The organism is Pseudomonas salicis, from assembly GCF_057128705.1.
In genome coordinates this window covers 327,016-344,982 of record NZ_JBSKHU010000001.1, presented here as the reverse complement: position 1 = coordinate 344,982, position 17,967 = coordinate 327,016, and the positions used below count along the sequence as shown (strand labels likewise).

Here is a 17,967-nt window from a genome sequence, read left to right as displayed (position 1 = left end):
TCTGTTTCAAGGCAGCAGCGGGGATTTTCTCCCTGCTGCCCCGCTTAGCTACTGCCCCGGTTCGGAGTCATCATGAACACCTCAACCCTTCCCCCTCGCACGGCCACGGCTGGCGATAAAGACCAACAGAAAGGCAGCGTCACCAAGCCTGGCTGGTTTCTGGTCAGCCCTTCGGTGCTGTTGCTGCTGGTCTGGATGATCGTCCCGCTGGGCATGACCATCTATTTCTCGCTGATCCGCTACAACCTGCTCAACCCCGGCGAGAATGAATTCGTCGGCCTTGAGAACTTTCAATATTTCGTCACCGATTCGGGCTTCTTCCCCGGTGCGATGAACACCTTGTTGCTGGTCGGCAGTGTGCTGGCCATCAGCGTGATCCTCGGCGTGCTGATTTCTGCGCTGCTGGAAGCCACTGAATTCCTGGGTCGCGGCATCGTACGCGTGCTGCTGATCTCGCCGTTCTTCATCATGCCCACGGTCAGTGCGCTGATCTGGAAGAACCTGATCTTCCACCCGGTCTCGGGGATTCTCGCCGCGGTCTGGAAGCTGTTCGGCGCGCAGCCTGTGGACTGGCTCGCCAATTACCCGATGCTGTCGATCATCATCATCGTGTCGTGGCAGTGGCTGCCGTTCGCCATCCTGATCCTGATGACCGCCATGCAGTCGCTGGATCAGGAGCAGAAAGAAGCCGCGCGGCTTGATGGCGCTGGCCCCATTGCGATCTTCTGGCACCTGACCCTGCCCCACCTGGCGCGCCCCATCGCTGTCGTCGTGATGATTGAAACCATCTTCCTGCTGTCAGTGTTCGCGGAAATCTTCACCACCACCAACGGCGGTCCGGGCTTCGCTTCGACCAACCTCGCGTACCTGATCTACAACCAGGCGCTGTTGCAATTCGACGTGGGCATGGCATCGGCGGGCGGCTTGATTGCCGTGGTCATTGCCAACATTGCCGCCATCATCCTGATCCGGATGATCGGCAAAAACCTCACCGACAAGTCTTGAGGGCAAGGTCATGATGACGCTCAAACAATCCCGTCGCCTGCAAAGCGTGCTCCTCGGCACCTTGTCATGGGCGATCGCGGCGCTGATTTTCTTCCCGATCTTCTGGATGGTGCTCACAAGCTTCAAGACCGAGATCGACGCGTTCGCCACCCCGCCGCAGTTCTTTTTCACGCCGACGCTGGAGAATTACCTGCACATCCAGGAGCGTAGCGACTACTTCCACTTCGCCTGGAACTCGATCCTGATTTCCTTTAGCGCGACGATTCTCTGCCTGCTGATTTCGGTCCCGGCCGCCTACTCCATGGCGTTTTTCGAGACCAAACGCACCAAGAGCACGCTGCTGTGGATGCTCTCCACCAAGATGCTGCCACCGGTGGGTGTGCTGATGCCGATTTACCTGCTGGCCAAGACGTTCGGCCTGCTGGATTCGCGCCTGGCACTGATCGCGATCTACACGCTGATCAACCTGCCGATCGTGGTCTGGATGATTTACACCTACTTCAAAGACATTCCGGGCGAAATCCTCGAAGCCTCGCGGCTGGACGGCGCCACCACACGCCAGGAAATCTTCAAGGTGCTGATCCCGATCTGCAAAGGGGGCCTGGCCTCGACGGCGCTGCTGTCGCTGATCCTGTGCTGGAACGAGGCATTCTGGTCGCTGAACCTGACCTCATCGAACGCCGCGCCGCTCACCGCGCTGATCGCCTCATACTCAAGTCCCGAGGGGCTGTTCTGGGCCAAGTTGTCTGCGGTCTCGACCCTGGCCTGCGCGCCGATCCTGATCTTCGGCTGGATCAGCCAGAAACAACTGGTCCGTGGTTTGTCGTTTGGTGCAGTCAAGTAACAAGACCCCTGTAGGAGTGAGCTTGCTCGCGATCGCGGTATATCTGAAACGAATATATCGCCTGACATCACGCAATCGCGAGCAAGCTCACTCCTACAACTGATGAATTTGAAGAATAAAACTGGAGCCCCACATGGCTAACCTGACAATCAGAAATCTACAAAAAGGCTTCGACGGCCACCAGATCATCAAAGGCATCGACCTGGACGTCAAAGACCGCGAATTCGTGGTGTTCGTCGGCCCGTCGGGCTGCGGCAAATCCACCCTGCTGCGCCTGATCGCCGGTCTCGAAGACGTCACCAGCGGCAGCATCGAACTCGATGGCCGCGAGATCACCCAAGTCACCCCTGCCAAGCGCGACCTGGCGATGGTGTTCCAGACCTACGCCCTGTACCCGCACATGACCGTGGGCAAGAACCTCTCATTCGCGCTGGACCTGGCCGGTACGCCAAAAGCCGAAGTCGAGAAGAAAGTCGCCGAAGCTGCACGCATCCTGGAACTCGGGCCGCTGCTGGAACGCAAACCCAAGCAACTGTCCGGCGGTCAGCGCCAGCGTGTGGCCATCGGTCGCGCCATCGTGCGCAACCCGAAAATCTTCCTGTTCGACGAACCGCTCTCCAACCTCGACGCCGCGCTGCGCGTGCAGACCCGCCTGGAGTTGTCGCGCCTGCACAAAGAGTTGGAAGCGACCATGATCTACGTGACCCACGATCAGGTCGAAGCCATGACCCTGGCCGACAAGGTGGTCGTGTTGAACGGCGGCCGCGTGGAACAGGTCGGCTCCCCTCTTGAGCTGTATCACCACCCCGCCAACCTGTTCGTGGCAGGCTTTCTCGGCACGCCGAAAATGGGCTTCCTCAAGGGCAAGGTCAGCCGCGTGGATGCCAGCGGCTGTGAAGTCACCCTCGATGCCGGGACGAAGATCAATCTGCCGTTCACCAACGCCCAACAAAGTGTGGGCGACGCCGTGACCCTGGGCATTCGTCCGGAGCATCTGGAGCTGGCCAATGCGGGTGACTGCCAGTTGCAAGTCGTCGCCGACGTCAGCGAACGCCTGGGCAGCGACACCTATTGCCACGTCCGCACGCAATCCGGCGAAGCGCTGACCATGCGTATTCGCGGGGACCTCGCCAGCCAGTACGGCGAAACCCTGAACCTGCACCTGGACAGCGCCCACTGCCACCTGTTCGACGCACAGGGCCAGGTCATCCGTAAAGCCTTGCAGGCCGCTGCCTGAGCAGGCGGCCCTCACAGAATCGGGAATGCAGTCATGAAACTGAACAAACAGAACCTGTCGAACCTGGGTGATGGCGTCAACCTGCCCGCCTACGCCCTCGAAGACCGCCGTCAGGGCATCGCCCACATTGGCGTCGGCGGCTTTCACCGCGCGCACCAGGCGTTCTACACCGACGCTCTGATGTCTCTCGGTGCCAAGGACCAAAGCGGCGAAGGCCTGGACTGGGCCATCTGCGGCGTCAGCCTGCGTGAAGAAGACCGTAACAATTTCGAAGCGCTCAAAGATCAGGACTTCCTCTACACCCTGTTCGAACTGGGCGACACGCCCGACACCGAGACCCGCATCATCGGCGCCATGAGCCAGATGCTGATGTCCACCGACAACGACCTCGCGCTGATCGACAAGCTCGCCAGCCCCGAGATTCGCATCGTCTCGCTGACCATTACCGAAGGCGGCTATTGCATCGACGACAGCACCGGCGAGTTCATGAGCCACCTGCCGCAGATCCAGCACGACCTCGCGCACCCCGCCACGCCGAAGACCGTGTTTGGTTACCTGTGCGCCGCGCTGGCCAAACGCCGCGCCGAGGGCACGCCTGCGTTCACCCTGATGTCGTGCGATAACCTGCCGCACAACGGCGCCGTGACCCGCAAAGCGCTGCTGGCGTTCGCCAAACTGCGCGACGCCGAACTGCACGACTGGATCGCCGCCAACGTCAGCTTCCCCAACGCCATGGTCGACCGCATCACGCCAATGACCAGCACCGCCCACCGCCTGCAATTGCACGATGCAAAAGGGATTGATGACGCCTGGCCGGTGGTCTGCGAGCCGTTTGTGCAGTGGGTGCTGGAAGACAAGTTCGTCAACGGCCGTCCGGCGTGGGAAAAAGTCGGCGTGCAGTTCACCGACGACGTTACGCCGTACGAAGAAATGAAGATCAAGCTGCTTAACGGTAGCCATTTGGCCCTGACTTACCTCGGTGCGCTGAAAGGCTACCGCTTCGTTCACGAAACCATGAACGATCCGCTGTTCGTCGATTACATCCGCACCTACATGGACCTGGACGTCACGCCGCAACTGGCGCCCGTGCCTGGCATCGATCTGACTGATTACAAACAGACGCTGATCGACCGCTTTTCCAATCAGGCCATCGCTGACCAACTGGAGCGTGTGTGCTCGGATGGCTCGTCGAAATTCCCGAAATTCACGGTGCCAACCATCAACCGCCTGATCGTCGACAACGGCAACATGGACCGCGCCTCTCTCGTGGTCGCGGCGTGGGCCTTGTACCTGCAAGGCAACAGAACCGGCGATTTCAAGGGTGAAAACGGCGTCGAGTACAAAGTCGTCGATCCACGTGCCGACTTCTGCAAAGCGCTGGTGGCCGATGACGTGCTGGTGACACAACGCCTGCTGGAAGTCGAGGAAATCTTCGGCGCAGCGATTCCGAAATCCGCTGAATTCGTGGCCTCGTTCGAGAAAAACCTGAACAGCCTCAAGCAGCTCGGCGTCAGCAAAACCCTGGAAAACCTGTTGGCGAAAACCCTCTGAGCGTCAGAGGTAAAGAGGTGAACATGTTTCTCGGCATCGATTGCGGCACCCAAGGCACCAAGGCCATCGTGCTTGATGCGGCCAGCGGCAAGGTTCTGGGCGAAGGCTCAGGCGCGCACCACATGATCAGCGGCGCCAACGGGCGTCGGGAACAGGACGTGCAGGAATGGCTGACCGCCTTCGAAGAGGCAACGGCTGCGGCACTGGCGCAAGCGGGGATCAGCGGTGCCGAGATTCAAGGCATCGGCGTGTCCGGTCAGCAGCACGGGCTGGTGATGATCGACGAACTGGGCCACGTGTTGCGCCCGGCCAAGCTCTGGTGCGATACCGAATCGGCGCCCGAGAACGATCGTCTGCTGGAGTATCTGGGGGGCGAATCCGGCTCACTGGAACGCCTGGGTATCGCCATCGCGCCGGGCTACACCGTTTCCAAGCTGCTCTGGACCAAAGAGCAGTTCCCGGAGCTGTTCGCCCGGATCGACAAGATCCTGCTGCCCCACGACTTCCTCAATTACTGGCTGACCGGGCGCTGCTGCAGCGAATTCGGCGATGCGTCCGGCACCGGCTATTTCAACGTGCGCACCCGGGAATGGGACGTCGACATCCTCAACCACATCGACCCGACGGGCCGGTTGGTCAAGGCGCTGCCGACCCTGCTCGACGCCCATGACCCCGTGGGCAAGATCCTGCCCGCCATCGCTGAACGTCTGGGCGTCAACCCTGAAGCCATCGTTTCCAGCGGTGGCGGTGACAACATGATGGGCGCCATCGGCACCGGCAACATCACGCCGGGTTCGATCACGATGAGCCTCGGTTCGTCGGGCACCGTGTACGCCTTCGCCGAGGCGGGCAACGTCAGCGCACAGCCTTCGGTCGCAACGTTCTGCTCGTCTTCCGGCGGCTGGCTGCCGTTGATCTGCACCATGAACCTGACCAACGCCACCAGCGCCATTCGCGAGCTGTTCGCGTTGGACATCGGTGCGTTCAACGCCGCCATCGCCTCGTCGCCTATCGGTGCCCAAGGCGTGCTGATGCTGCCGTTCCTCAACGGCGAACGCGTTCCCGCCCTGCCCCACGCCACCGGCAGCATCCTCGGTCTTGACAGCACCAACCTGACCCAGGCCAACCTGTGCCGCGCCGTGGTCGAGGGCACCACCTTCGGCCTGCGTTACGGGCTGGACCTGTTGCGTGAGAGCGGGATCAAAAGCGCCAACATCCGGCTGATCGGCGGCGGCGCGAAAAGCGCGGTCTGGCGGCAGATCGTCGCCGATATCATGGACACCCCGGTCGTCTGCACCACCGGGACCGAAGCGGCCGCCCTGGGCGCGGCGATTCAGGCGGCCTGGTGCCATTCACATGCCAGTGGCGGCAGCGAGTCATTGCAGGCGCTGTGCGAACGTTGCGTCAGCCTCGACGCCAGCAGCGAAACGAAACCGCTGCCTGAACATGTGGCCGCGTACCATACGGTTTATCAGCACTACCGCAATCAATTGCAGGGCATCTGACGACTGCCCTTAACGGAGCACCTATGTATCTGGTCTGTGGCGAAGCACTGTTCGACTTTTTCAGTCAGCCGGACAGCGCCCAACTCAACAAAATCGGCTACCAGGCCATCGCCGGCGGCTCGCCGTTCAACGTCGCTGTCGGCTTGCGTCGATTGGGCGTGGACGCCGGTTTCTTCGCCGGCATTTCCACCGACTATCTGGGCAAACGCCTGGCGGCGGTACTGGAAGAAGAAGGCGTGCGGGATGATTTTCTGATTCATTTCGACGCCCCGACCACCCTGTCGATGGTCGCAGTGGGCGCCGATGGCTCGCCGCAATACAGCTTCCGGGGTGAAGGCTGCGCGGACCGCTTGCTGACGACCGCTCAACTCCCGGTGCTGGACACCAGCGTTCGCGGCCTGCACGTGGGATCGTTCTCGTTGGTCGTCCAGCCCGTAGCCGATGCGCTGCTGGCATTGGTGCGACGCGAAAGCGGCCAGCGCCTGATCACCTTCGACCCCAACGTGCGCTTGAACCCGGCACCGAGCATCGAGCTGTGGCGCAGCCAAGTGGCGAAATTTGCCGAACACGCGCACATCATCAAAGTCAGCGACGAAGACCTGCACCTGCTCTACCCCGACACTGACGCGGAAACCGTGGCCAAGGGCTGGCTGCAACACAACTGCCAACTGGTGATCATGACCCGTGGCCGTCAAGGCGCCACCGTCTTCACCCGCGAACTCGGCCACTGGTCCGTCCCGGCACGCGACGTCAAAACCGCTGACACCGTTGGCGCCGGTGACACCTTCCAGGCCGCGCTCATTACGTTTCTGACCGAACGCCACCTCGACACCCCGGCGAGCCTGCCAGGATTGAGCCGCGAGACACTGACCGACATGCTGAATTTCGCCGTGGCTGCGGCGGCGGTGACGTGCACGCGGGTGGGGCCGGATTTGCCGTATCGGGATCAGGTGGTTTGACGAACCATCCTTTTCTAATAACCGAAAAAAACCGGCGTAATGCCGGTTTTTACGTCTTGAACTCACGCCCGCCAAAATACCGGGTCCGAAACGTCCAGCAGGTCCGCAAAGGTCTTAGGCATGCCGCCGTTGCGCAACAACGCTTTGAATGTGGCGTAGACATCTGTTCTCGCGCCATCCTTACGTAACGTTGTTTCGTCGTTCAGCCATGCATAAACGATTCGACGTGAGGCGTCGTTCCTGAATTGAAAGAACAGTCGGTAGCGATGAGGAAGCCCTGATTTGACCCTGCGCCAATGACGGCAGTCTTTTCCCAAGGTATTCCCTAGTACGTACCCCGGCGCAGCCGGGTTCTCGGGAACACGCTCTCGAACGGAAGTGTCGACCTTCTCGAAAAATTTGTAGTGGGGATGATGGTGAAATCCGCTGGGGTCGCGGTCGACAAGCGACTCAACCTCTTCAATCAGGGATTTGAGGCGGTTCAGAAAAAGAGGATGGCCGAAGAGCCCCCAACCATTGATTACTGTCGTCCCTGCCTGCATGGATCACCCCTCCAACAGGTGACCGTTCTCGCGGTTGGCGTTCGCCTTCGCTCTCAGACGCTCCATTCGGGAGACCAAAGACGCTGGAATCGGCTTGATGTCATCGGGCCTGTCCGTCAGATCTGCTTGCACGAGTTGCAGGAAAGCTTTCTTGACGCGCTGAGCTTCACGCTCGGCAGCGATGGACACTATCTGTGCATTGAATCGAGACATGACTCACTCCTTGAGTAGAGGCGGTTGACTGAACATAGGCAGGACTATACCGCAACCCTTCGCATTCGATGGACTACGCGATTCAACTTATCGGAGACGGGAGATGTAGGAAGACACCACTGAATTCACCGCGAATTGGCTGAGGTTCAACCAAAAAAAGGGGCAGCCGGTGATCACCGCTGCCCCTTCCTCATTCATCCCCCACTCCGCCAACACCCAAGACTCAGGCCATTTCCGCCTTCGCCATGGCGATCTTGGCCTTGACCTCTTGCTCAGCGGTTTGCAGCTCGGTTTTCTGTTTCTGCAGGTCAGCCACTTTCTTGTCCACGGCCGCTTGCTGCTCCGGCGTCATGGCGTCGTACTGTTCCTTGCTCACGCCGGTCAGCTGCTGACGCACCTTCTCGGCATCGGTCTGGTTCATGTACGCCAGGAAATCGGCCTTCGCCGAAGAACTGCTACGGGTGCTGGTGTCGCTGTTATCGACCGCCGCCATTTCGGTATCGACGGTTTTGCTCACGCTGTCTGTCGACGCGATCTGTTTGTCACCGGCGGCCGCGAAAGCAGCTGCCGCAGCCGCTTTGTCTTCATCCGACACCTTGGACGTGGCGTTGGCCAGGGAGGCTTTGAGGTTCACCATCATTTTGGCGAAAGACTCGTTGTAGCCCTGATCCGCGCTGCTTTGGGTGGAGCTGTCGGTACTGCCCGCGAGTGCGGCAACCGGCGCGGAAGCGCTGGCCGTCGCGGCGGTGTACGCATCCTTGTCTGTCGTGTCGTAGTGCGTGTGAGCCACGGCCTTCGACACGAAGTGCTGGATCGTACTGTTATCAATGATCATCTTTCACCTCCTTATCAGGTTATCGATGCACCTCCGATAGCAGCAAAAGCAGTGCCACATGCTGGTACATACGCTGAAAGGCCCGCCCCACGCGGGGTGCAAGGCATAGAGGGTTTCGAAGGAAGCGGCAATGTCGGCGTTGCCTTGCCGGGAACGGCAGGCCTTCGCCGCTCTGGCCGCTCAGCGCGGTGGCTGTTGATCCTGCAAACGCAGGCCCCAGTCACGCAGCGAAGCCACCACGGGCCCGACTTCACGTCCCTTGGCGGTCAGCAGGTATTCGAGCCGCGGCGGATGCTGCTCGTAAAGACGACGCTCGATCAGACCGTTGGCTTCCAGGGCCTTGAGCCGGGTGGACAGCGTGCTTGGGGCGCACCCCTTGAGCGAGTCCTGCAAATCCTGAAAGCGTCGCGAGGGGTTACGCAGCAGGTCGCGCAGAATGAGGATCACCCAGCGCTCGCCGATCACCTCAAGCGCGGTGATCACCGGGCAGAAGGCGTAGTCGGGAAGGGCTGGGCGAGTATCGGGATCGGATTCGGACATGGGCGCGAGTCTAGCAAGGGCGTATTGGGCTGGAAAGCCTGGGTTGACTGTGTGCCATCGTCGTATCTGCATGGCTTGCCAACGGTGGCGATATTACAGAGCCAGCGCCGGCAAGCCGGACTGCTGCAGGTGACTCACCCAATCCAATCAGCCCCGGTGAGCGGCCGCAGAGGTCATGAACCGATGGGTCAGAGCAGCTCACTCAAATCCAGTTTCTCCTGTGGCACTGGCATCGAGAAGTAATACCCCTGTGCCTGCCCTGCCCCCATTTCACGCAGCAATTGCAACGTATCGGCGTCTTCTACACCCTCGGCGACCACCGTCAGCCCCAGCGATTCGGCCATGCGCACGATGGCGCGGACGATGGCGCGGCTGCGGGAGCTGGTGGTCAGTTCGAGGGTGAAGGATTTGTCGATCTTCAGGCCGCTGAAATGGTACTGGTGCACGTAACTGAGCGACGAGAACCCGGCGCCGAAGTCGTCGAGCACCGTAGAGACGCCGTTGTCCGCCAAGTGCTTCATGGCCTGACGCGCCAGTTCCGGTTCGGCCACCAGCGCACCTTCGGTCAATTCCAGACAGATGCGCGACGGCGCCACGCCATGTTGCGCGAGCAGTCCCAGGACTTCGCCAGCGAATTCCGGTCGGCTGATGCTGTAGCTCGAACAGTTGACGTGCACGGTCGGCCAATGGGCATGACTGGGCTGGGCCAACATCGCCACCACCTGTTGCAGCATGTAATAGTCCAGCCGTCCAATCAGACGCAGGCCTTCCAGCGCGGGCAGGAACAGCCCCGGCGCGATCACTCGGCCATCGGCCTGACGCCAGCGGATGAGCGCTTCCAGTGCCAGAATTTTGCCCGTGGCAACGTCGATGATCGGCTGAAAATACGGCAGCAATTCGTCAGTGCGCTTGAGGGCGTTACGCAACGCACCCTCTTGCTCCATCTGGTCGGACACCTCGCGCCGCACTTCCTGGTTGAACACGGCGTAACTGTCGCGCCCGGCGTTCTTGACCCGGTACATCGCCGTGTCGGCATCTCGCAACAGGTCGGCGGGCTCTTTGTGGAATTGCAGATCAGCGCCGACCACCCCAATGCTGCACGACGAAAACACGGCATGTCCGTCGATGTAGAACGGCACATCGAACGCCAGGAGGATGCGCTCGGCAATGGCGACCGTGACATCAGGGGGCGCTGCATACGCCAGTACCGCGAACTCGTCGCCACCCAGCCGCGCCAGCAGGTCGCTGTCACGCATGCAACTGCGCAAGCGATCAGCCGCCTGAATCAGCAGGAGGTCGCCCGAATGATGCCCAAGGCTGTCGTTGACCATCTTGAAGCGGTCGAGGTCGATGAACATGACGGCCAGGTCCTGACCATGGGCGCAAAACGCCTGCCAGGCGCCCTGCAAGCGCTGTTGCAAGTGGCTGCGATTGGGCAACCCGGTCAGGGAATCGTGGGCGTTTTCGTGCTGTAACTTGGCGTTGGCGTAGTCCAGCTCTCGGGTGCGGTCCTGCACTCGGGCTTCCAGCCGTACGTTGGCCGTATGAATGGCTTCGGCGGCGCTGCGACGGGACAGCGCCGTGTCGATGTGCCGCGAGACGAACGTCAGCAAATCCTGATCACGCAGCGAATAACTGACATGGGGCGAATAACTCTGCACCGCCAGCACACCGCGCACGGTGTCGCCGTCAAACAGCGGAATGCCCAGCCAGGAACAGGATCGATTGATCTCGTTCTGAATCGTGATTTCGCCATTGCCCTCCAGACGTCGCGCCTCGGCACTGTCGATCAGGCAAGGGCGACGCTGGCGAATCACGTACTCAGTGAAACCGCGCTCGCCGCGACGGGGGTCCGGGCGGCGGGTCAGGCGTTCGTCGACGTAGTACGGAAAGGTCACCTCGTCCGTGGCGTCGTCGTACAGCGCAATGTAGAAGTTCAGGGCAAACAGCAGTTCGCCGACAATCCCGTGCAGGCTCTTGAACAGGTCGGTCATGTCCCCCGGCTGGCTGGACAGTTCGGTGATCTGGAACAGCGCGCTCTGCAAATGCTCGGCCCGCTCGCGGTCGGCTACTTCGTTACGCAGGGCGTCGTTGAGCCGCGACAGCTCCAGCGTGCGGCGCACCACGGTTTCTTCCAGGTGCGCGCGGTGCAGGATGCGGTCCAGCGCCATCGCCACGTGACGCGCGACCACCAGAAACAGCTCCTGATCCTCGACGCTGTAAACCCGTGACACGTCGTAAACCTGCATCGCCAGCATGCCGAACACGTCGTCGGAAGCGTTCTTCAGCGGCGCCCCCATCCAGAATTCGGGCCGATGCCCCACGCAATAGAACCGTTCCTGAGACTGGGCGCGTTCGATTCCGGCCGCGTCGACGAACAACGGCTGCTCGGTGGTCAGCACATAACCGGTCATGGACAGCCGTTCCGGATCGAGAAACTCTTGGGTCTCGGCTTCCAGCGCGTCGACATCGGTGATGTCGATGTAATAGGGATAGGTGATCTTGCCGCTGTGCCCTTCGTACAGCGCCAGGTAGAAGTTCTCGGCGTCGATCAGAGTCGACAGTTGCCGGTGCACGCCTTGCAGAAACGCCGGGCGGTCACGGGTCGAACTGGCCAGATAGGTGATTTCGTACAGCACCCGTTGAGTGGCTTGGGCGCGGGTCAGGGCATCGGTCTGTAACCGCAGTCCCAGTTTGCTTGCCAACACCAGTAAAAACGGATTGCTCGACTCGCGTTCGGGGGTCAGCAACCAGCCCAACGGGCTTTCGCCATGCCCGGTCACCCAGCGGTGTAATCCATGATCGCGACAGAAAGCGTCGAAGCCTTCTCGGGGAATGAGTGACGGCCACTCGGTCGCGGCATCGCCCTGCCCCAACAAATGCATGTGCCGGTTGGCACGGTAGGCGGCCCAGCTCAATCCGGGGGTCGCGCTGGTCGCAGCTTTCAGCACTGCTTCGAGAGAATTTTCGTCGATCATCGATGTCGCATTTTCCGAACCATCATCTGCCTGACACGCTGTTTCCTCGGTCGCCGGCGAGCGCTGAACAGGATTCGTGACGTGGGAATTCATAGGCGCTCCATTGCCAGCGTGGGACTGAGCTATCTTCATGGGGTCTGACTGAGGGATGCAAGCGCCATATTCGTTCCAGCTGCCTATAAACGACGAAAAAAACGCGATTTCACGACATTTCACGTGACAGTTGCCTGAGTCTCAGTTCTATATCGGCAGCTAACCGTTGAAATGAAAGATTTTCCGCGCACGCTGGTCAGATCGACCCACATTAAATGATGCTGTCTCGATCCCGGACCTTCCCTTGTTGTTACCTGTCTCTGATTACTGCGTCTCCAACCTACCTCGTCCTCAGGAGTTGATTGAAAAATGATCAAGACTTACAGCTATGCCGCAAAATCAGCCTCGGAAAAACTGGCCCCGCTGCACATCGAGCGACGTGAGCCGGGGGCTGATGACGTGCAGATCGACATCCTGTTCTGCGGGGTCTGCCACTCCGACCTGCACACGGCCCGCAACGAATGGCACAACACGCTCTACCCGTCGGTGCCGGGCCATGAAATCGTCGGCAAGGTCACGGCGGTGGGCGCCAACGTGAAGAACTTCAAGGTCGGTGACCTCGCCGGCGTCGGCTGCATGGTCGACAGCTGTCAGCATTGCGCGTCCTGCGCGGAAGGTGAAGAGCAATATTGTGAAAGCGGTTTCACCGGCACTTACAACGGCCCGGTGTTCGGCGGTGAAAACACCTTCGGTGGCTACTCCGACAAGATCGTGGTAAAAGAGAAATTCGTCCTGAAAATCTCCCACAGCGACAACCTCGCCGCCGTCGCACCGCTGCTGTGCGCGGGTATCACCACCTACTCGCCGCTGCACCACTGGAAAGTCGGCCCGGGTAAAAAAGTCGGTGTGGTGGGTCTGGGCGGCCTGGGCCACATGGCCGTGAAGATCGCCCATGCCATGGGCGCTCACGTGGTGCTGTTCACCACCTCGCCAAACAAGCGCGAAGACGGCAAGCGACTGGGTGCCGACGAAGTCGTGGTGTCGAAGAACGCCGATGAAATGGCCAAGCAAGCCAATTCCCTGGACTTCATCCTCAACACCGTAGCGGCACCTCACGATCTGGACGCCTTCCTCAACCTGCTCAAGCGCGACGGCACCATGACCCTCGTGGGCGCACCTGACAGCCCGCACCCGTCGCCGTCGGTGTTCAACCTGATCTTCAAACGTCGTAGCCTCGCCGGCTCGCTGATCGGCGGCATTCAGGAAACCCAGGAAATGCTGGATTTCTGCGCCAGGCACGGCATTGTCTCCGACATCGAGATGATTCACATGAAGGACATCAACGAAGCCTACGAGCGCATGGTCAAGGGTGACGTGAAGTACCGTTTCGTGATCGACATGGCCACGCTGAAAGAAGAAGCGTCGGCGGCCTGACGCGTTTCGACCACCGGGCTGTCACGGGAACCTGCCTCGTCGGCCCGGGGCTTTCGTAACATTCTGTGTTTCGACCTCCGTAAATTATCCGCAACCAACCCCATTGCCTCAGGTCATTAACTCTGGGGTGATGCTGCTCCCCCCCTTGACAACGCTTTCTCCGCAAGACGTCGATGCCGAACGCAACGAGTACGTCGGGGGATTGGCGAGAAATCTTCAACAGTGCATGCAGTTATTCGAATGAATGCTTGGTTCGCTCATTGTTTATCGTGGGTGACTTGACGCTTTCACTGCCGCAGATGCCCGTTCGCTGCTCACCGTCAGCGCCGGGCCTGACTCAATGCTGACGAGGAACCTGTCCATGACCGATCAGCCTGATCACAAAGAACCTGTGTCCGACCTCACGGCCTTCACCGTGCCGTCGCGACGAAATTTCCTGAAATCCATTGGCGTGTCCGGCCTCGCGGCAGCCACGGCTCCGATGTGGACCCAAGCCCTCGAAGCCCAGGCCGCGGTGGCCGACGACGTCGATCCGCCCGCCAAAGACGAACGGCGTATGACCCTCAAGGTCAACGGCCAGACCCACACGCTCAACCTCCCGGCCAACGCCGCACTGCTGGATGTGCTGCGTGATCGCCTGCAACTGACCGGCACCAAGAAAGGCTGCGACCACGGCCAGTGCGGTGCGTGCACCGTTCACGTCAACGGCACGGCCATCAATTCGTGCCTGTCGCTGGCGGCCATGCACGAAGGCGACGAGATCACCACCGTCGAAGGTCTGGCGAAGGACGGCAAACTGCACCCGGTGCAAGAAGCGTTCTGGGAACACGACGCTTACCAGTGCGGCTACTGCACCAGCGGCCAGATCATGAGCGCCGTGGCGGTGTTGCAAGACAAAAACATTGGCAGCGACGACCACAGCGTACGCGAAGCCATGAGCGGCAATATCTGCCGATGCGGCGCCTACAAGAACATCCTGGCCGCCATTCAAAGTGCGCGGATCAAATTGCAGGAGGTGACCTGATGAGAGCCCTCGATTATGTGCGCGCCAGCAGCGTTGAGCAGGCCGTGACGACCCACTCGAAAAGCCAGACCGCCTTCTTTCTCGCGGGCGGCACCACCCTGCTGGACCTGGTGAAACTGGACGTGATGCCCGCCGACCAGGTCATCGACGTCAATCACCTGTCCCTCAAGCAGGTCGAGGTGCAGAAAGACGGCAGCGTGCGCGTCGGCGCGTTGGTGACCAACACCACCCTGGCCCACCACCCTTACATCGTCGAGCACTACCCGGTGCTGTCCCAGGCGTTGCTGTCCGGCGCCACCACGCAGTTGCGCAACAAGGCCACCACCGCAGGCAACGTCATGCAGCGGGTGCGCTGCAATTACTTCCGCGACGGCCATTCGGCCTGCAATAAACGCGAGCCCGGTTCAGGCTGTGCCGCCATCGATGGTCATAACCGTAGCGTGCATGCAGTGCTGGGCACCAGCGATCAATGCATCGCGACCCACCCGTCGGACATGTGCGTGGCGATGGCGGCGATTGGCGCGAAGGTCGAGGTGCAAGGGGCGAAGGGTTCACGCAGCGTCGATTTCCTAGACTTCCATCTGTTGCCCGGCTCGACTCCGTGGAAAGAACACGCCTTGCAGGATGACGAGTTGATCACCCACGTGGTGCTGGACGCGTCGCTGGCCAACAGCAAGTCCGGTTACCTGAAATTGCGTGACCGCGCCTCGTACCAGTTCGCCCTCGCTTCGAGCGCGGTGATTCTGGTGATGGACGGCAACACCGTGCGTGAAGCGCGCATCGCGATGGGCGGCGTCGGCACCAAGCCGTGGCGTGCCCTGGAAGCGGAGCGCGCCTTGAAAGGCGCGACGTTGACCCCGCAAAACATGGAAAAAGCCGCCGCCCTTGCGTTGCAGGGCGCCAAACCATACCGCCACAACGCCTACAAGATTGCCCTCGGGCAGCAGGCGATCATGCGCAACCTCAGCACGCTGACGGCCTGATCGGGAGGATCGAGACATGACGGATTCAAACATGATCGGCGCGGCGCCCCGGCGCATCGACGGCCGACGCAAGGTCACCGGCACCGCGATGTATGCCTCTGACCATCACCTGAAAAACATGGCCTACGGCTATGGCGTATTCAGTACCATTGCCAGTGGCAAGGTGACCGGGCTAGACCTGGACGCCGCGCGCAAATCCCCCGGCGTGCTGGACATCTTTCACCACGGCAATTTTCCTGAGCTGTACCACAACTCGACATTGCCGATGTCGTTCGCACAGATCCTCAAGGCCGCCAAGTCCGACGAAAGCCGTCTGCCGTTCGAAGACGACACGGTTTACTACGCCGGGCAGTTCGTCGCGCTGGTGGTGGCCGACACCTTCGAACACGCACGAGCCGCGGCCTATAAGGTCAAGGTCAGCTACAGCAAGACCGATGCGGTGGCCAACCTCGAACAGGGCATGAAGGCGGGCAAGCTGCAGGACGGCAGCCCCGGCCACAGTCGTGGCGACGCGGGTGCGGCATTCGACAGCGCCGCCCACAGCATTGATGCGACCTACACCACTCCCGTCGAAACCCACAACCCGATGGAAATGCACGCGACCGTCGCCAGTTGGGAAGACGGTCGGTTGATCGTCTACGAGGCGAGTCAGGGCGTCGTTGCACATCGCAATTCGCTGGCGAAAATTTTCGGTCTGATCCCGGAAAAGGTCGAAGTCCGGGCGCCGTTCATTGGCTCGGGCTTCGGCAGCAAGCTGTGGATCTGGCCCCACTCCGTCGCCGCCAGTGGCGCGGCGAAAGTGCTCAATCGCCCGGTGCAATTTGTCGTGCCTCGCGAACAGATGTTCACCACCACGGGGCACCGGCCGGAAACCCGTCAACGCTTGCGCCTCGCCACGGATGACAAGGGCAAGCTGGTGTCGGTGCGTCACGAATCGATCAACACCACGTCGTTTACCGACCCGTACAAGGAAAACTGCGGGACCTCGACCAAAAGCCTCTACAGCTGCGCCAACGTGCTGACCAGCCACAAGATCATTGAGGTCAATCGCGGCACGCCGACGTCGATGCGTGCACCGGGGGCCGCGCCGGGTCTGTTCGCGCTGGAGTCGGCGATGGACGAGATGGCCGATAAAGTCGGCATGGACCCGCTGGCCTTCCGCAAGCTGAATGTCTCCGAGCGCGACGAAAGCCAGAACTTGCCGTGGTCGAGCAACCATTTGCAGGCGTGCATTGATCAGGCCGGCGAGCGCTTTGGCTGGAGCAAGCGCGATCCGAAGCCGGGCTCGATGAAAGACGGTCACGAGATCATCGGCTACGGCATGGCGGCTTGTAACTGGGACGCCTACCGCACGCCTGCGGAGGCGCAAGTGTCGTTGCGCGCCGACGGCACGGCCTATGCGATCTGCGGCGTGCAGGACATCGGCACCGGCACCTACACCATCGTCGCCCAAGTGGTGAGCAGCATCACGGGCATCCCGCTGGACAAGATCGAGGTCGAACTGGGCAACTCGTCGTTTCCACCCGCGCCGGTGTCCGGTGGCTCCTGGGCGACGGCCAGCGTGCTCCCCGCGATTGCTGAAGCGACGCGTCAGGCGGTCGAGCAATTGAAGGCGCTCTCCACGGCGCCCAAAGGCGTGTTTGCCGGGGCCAAGGCCGATCAGGTCAGCTTCGAGCAGGGTCAGTTGAAGAGCGGTGACAAGACCTTCGCGATTGCTGACGTGCTCAAGGCACAGAAACAATCCAGCGCCTTTGGCGAGGCCAAGACCGGCATGAATGACACCAGCAAGCATTCGTTTCGGTCATTCGGGGTGCATTTCGTCGAGGTGCGTTGGGACCCGGGCATTTCCCGGCTGCGGGTGGCGCGGGTGGTCAGCGCTATCGACGTCGGCAAGGTGATCAACCACAAGACTGCGCTCAATCAGGTCGAAGGGGCAATTGTGATGGGCGTCGGCATGGCGCTGTTCGAAGGCACGGACTTCGATGAGCGCAACGGCATGCCGGTGAACAACAACTACGCCGAGTACGTGGTGCCGGTGCATGCGGACCAGCCGGAGATCGACGTGATTCTGCTCGACTACCCGGACTATGAACTGAACGAGTTCGGGGCGCGGGGGATTGGCGAGATCGGCATCACGGGCCTGGCCGCTGCGGTGGCGAATGCCGTGGCCCATGCCACCGGCAAGCGGATTCGTGATTTGCCGATCACACTGGACAAGCTGATGGAGTTACCACCGACGCTGAGTGCGTAAAGCAAGGTTGTGCCATCCGCAATAACCTGGGAT

Annotated in this window: 15 protein-coding genes; 10 read left to right on the top strand and 5 right to left on the bottom strand. The window is 60.9% G+C overall.

Annotated features, from left to right (window positions below; genetic code table 11):
* The first annotated feature begins 72 nt into the window (after positions 1 to 72).
* From ACWKWE_RS01630 to ACWKWE_RS01605, 6 genes are all read left to right on the top strand, one after another.
* Entirely contained in the window at positions 73 to 1,005 is a 933-nt protein-coding gene (locus ACWKWE_RS01630; RefSeq protein ID WP_166595511.1) for a carbohydrate ABC transporter permease, read from the top strand.
* 10 nt (positions 1,006 to 1,015) lie between these two features.
* Positions 1,016 to 1,849 carry a carbohydrate ABC transporter permease gene (locus ACWKWE_RS01625; protein ID WP_166595510.1) on the top strand — a complete coding sequence of 278 codons (834 nt, stop codon included), beginning with the start codon at positions 1,016 to 1,018 and terminating at the stop codon, positions 1,847 to 1,849.
* Between the two features lie 133 nt (positions 1,850 to 1,982).
* A complete protein-coding gene (locus tag ACWKWE_RS01620) occupies positions 1,983 to 3,086 on the top strand; it encodes an ABC transporter ATP-binding protein (protein ID WP_166595509.1) in 1,104 nt (367 codons plus the stop codon).
* A gap of 33 nt (positions 3,087 to 3,119) precedes the next feature.
* The gene (locus ACWKWE_RS01615; RefSeq protein ID WP_483849405.1) at positions 3,120 to 4,637 is read left to right on the top strand and encodes a mannitol dehydrogenase family protein; all 1,518 of its coding nucleotides are present in this window, start codon (positions 3,120 to 3,122) and stop codon (positions 4,635 to 4,637) included.
* 23 nt (positions 4,638 to 4,660) lie between these two features.
* Entirely contained in the window at positions 4,661 to 6,142 is a 1,482-nt protein-coding gene (xylB, locus tag ACWKWE_RS01610) for a xylulokinase (protein WP_483849404.1), read from the top strand.
* A 23-nt stretch (positions 6,143 to 6,165) separates the two neighbouring features.
* Positions 6,166 to 7,101, top strand: coding sequence for a carbohydrate kinase family protein (locus ACWKWE_RS01605; protein ID WP_483849403.1), 936 nt, complete (start codon positions 6,166 to 6,168; stop codon positions 7,099 to 7,101).
* Between the two features lie 62 nt (positions 7,102 to 7,163).
* Here ACWKWE_RS01605 and ACWKWE_RS01600 read toward each other — a convergent pair whose 3' ends face one another.
* From ACWKWE_RS01600 to ACWKWE_RS01580, 5 genes are all read right to left on the bottom strand, one after another.
* Complete coding sequence (locus ACWKWE_RS01600) at positions 7,164 to 7,643, bottom strand: type II toxin-antitoxin system YhaV family toxin (protein ID WP_483849402.1); 480 nt, start codon at positions 7,641 to 7,643, stop codon at positions 7,164 to 7,166.
* Between the two features lie 3 nt (positions 7,644 to 7,646).
* Positions 7,647 to 7,856, bottom strand: a complete 210-nt coding sequence (locus ACWKWE_RS01595; RefSeq protein WP_483849401.1) for an AbrB/MazE/SpoVT family DNA-binding domain-containing protein — start codon at positions 7,854 to 7,856, stop codon at positions 7,647 to 7,649.
* Positions 7,857 to 8,079: 223 nt separating this feature from the next.
* Positions 8,080 to 8,691 carry a hypothetical protein gene (locus ACWKWE_RS01590; RefSeq protein ID WP_483849400.1) on the bottom strand — a complete coding sequence of 204 codons (612 nt, stop codon included), beginning with the start codon at positions 8,689 to 8,691 and terminating at the stop codon, positions 8,080 to 8,082.
* A 180-nt stretch (positions 8,692 to 8,871) separates the two neighbouring features.
* Positions 8,872 to 9,231: a winged helix-turn-helix transcriptional regulator gene (locus ACWKWE_RS01585; RefSeq protein WP_483849399.1), complete on the bottom strand. Its 360-nt coding sequence runs from the start codon at positions 9,229 to 9,231 to the stop codon at positions 8,872 to 8,874.
* Between the two features lie 188 nt (positions 9,232 to 9,419).
* On the bottom strand, positions 9,420 to 12,302 hold the full coding sequence (locus ACWKWE_RS01580) for a sensor domain-containing phosphodiesterase (RefSeq protein ID WP_166595501.1): 2,883 nt from the start codon (positions 12,300 to 12,302) through the stop codon (positions 9,420 to 9,422).
* 309 nt (positions 12,303 to 12,611) lie between these two features.
* Between ACWKWE_RS01580 and ACWKWE_RS01575 the strand changes: the two genes are divergently transcribed.
* The 4 genes from ACWKWE_RS01575 to ACWKWE_RS01560 all read left to right on the top strand — a co-directional run bounded on the left by ACWKWE_RS01575 (position 12,612) and on the right by ACWKWE_RS01560 (position 17,934).
* A complete protein-coding gene (locus tag ACWKWE_RS01575) occupies positions 12,612 to 13,676 on the top strand; it encodes an NAD(P)-dependent alcohol dehydrogenase (RefSeq protein ID WP_483849398.1) in 1,065 nt (354 codons plus the stop codon).
* Between the two features lie 361 nt (positions 13,677 to 14,037).
* Entirely contained in the window at positions 14,038 to 14,700 is a 663-nt protein-coding gene (locus tag ACWKWE_RS01570) for a (2Fe-2S)-binding protein (RefSeq protein WP_483849397.1), read from the top strand.
* Positions 14,700 to 15,683 (top strand): FAD binding domain-containing protein, encoded by a 984-nt coding sequence (locus tag ACWKWE_RS01565; RefSeq protein WP_483849396.1) that lies wholly within the window; start codon positions 14,700 to 14,702, stop codon positions 15,681 to 15,683. The genes ACWKWE_RS01570 and ACWKWE_RS01565 overlap by 1 nt, the downstream gene beginning before the upstream one ends.
* Positions 15,684 to 15,699: 16 nt before the next feature.
* Positions 15,700 to 17,934 (top strand): xanthine dehydrogenase family protein molybdopterin-binding subunit, encoded by a 2,235-nt coding sequence (locus ACWKWE_RS01560; RefSeq protein ID WP_483849395.1) that lies wholly within the window; start codon positions 15,700 to 15,702, stop codon positions 17,932 to 17,934.
* The last annotated feature ends 33 nt before the right edge of the window (positions 17,935 to 17,967 follow it).

Coding starts and splice junctions, on each gene's coding strand:
- ACWKWE_RS01595 (WP_483849401.1), bottom strand. CDS start 7,856: ATGTCTCGATTCAATGCACAGATAGTGTCCATCGCTGCCGAGCGTGAA.
- ACWKWE_RS01630 (WP_166595511.1), top strand. CDS start 73: ATGAACACCTCAACCCTTCCCCCTCGCACGGCCACGGCTGGCGATAAA.
- ACWKWE_RS01560 (WP_483849395.1), top strand. CDS start 15,700: ATGACGGATTCAAACATGATCGGCGCGGCGCCCCGGCGCATCGACGGC.
- ACWKWE_RS01590 (WP_483849400.1), bottom strand. CDS start 8,691: ATGATCATTGATAACAGTACGATCCAGCACTTCGTGTCGAAGGCCGTG.
- ACWKWE_RS01580 (WP_166595501.1), bottom strand. CDS start 12,302: ATGAATTCCCACGTCACGAATCCTGTTCAGCGCTCGCCGGCGACCGAG.
- xylB (WP_483849404.1), top strand. CDS start 4,661: ATGTTTCTCGGCATCGATTGCGGCACCCAAGGCACCAAGGCCATCGTG.
- ACWKWE_RS01620 (WP_166595509.1), top strand. CDS start 1,983: ATGGCTAACCTGACAATCAGAAATCTACAAAAAGGCTTCGACGGCCAC.
- ACWKWE_RS01570 (WP_483849397.1), top strand. CDS start 14,038: ATGACCGATCAGCCTGATCACAAAGAACCTGTGTCCGACCTCACGGCC.
- ACWKWE_RS01605 (WP_483849403.1), top strand. CDS start 6,166: ATGTATCTGGTCTGTGGCGAAGCACTGTTCGACTTTTTCAGTCAGCCG.
- ACWKWE_RS01575 (WP_483849398.1), top strand. CDS start 12,612: ATGATCAAGACTTACAGCTATGCCGCAAAATCAGCCTCGGAAAAACTG.
- ACWKWE_RS01600 (WP_483849402.1), bottom strand. CDS start 7,643: ATGCAGGCAGGGACGACAGTAATCAATGGTTGGGGGCTCTTCGGCCAT.
- ACWKWE_RS01565 (WP_483849396.1), top strand. CDS start 14,700: ATGAGAGCCCTCGATTATGTGCGCGCCAGCAGCGTTGAGCAGGCCGTG.
- ACWKWE_RS01625 (WP_166595510.1), top strand. CDS start 1,016: ATGATGACGCTCAAACAATCCCGTCGCCTGCAAAGCGTGCTCCTCGGC.
- ACWKWE_RS01585 (WP_483849399.1), bottom strand. CDS start 9,231: ATGTCCGAATCCGATCCCGATACTCGCCCAGCCCTTCCCGACTACGCC.
- ACWKWE_RS01615 (WP_483849405.1), top strand. CDS start 3,120: ATGAAACTGAACAAACAGAACCTGTCGAACCTGGGTGATGGCGTCAAC.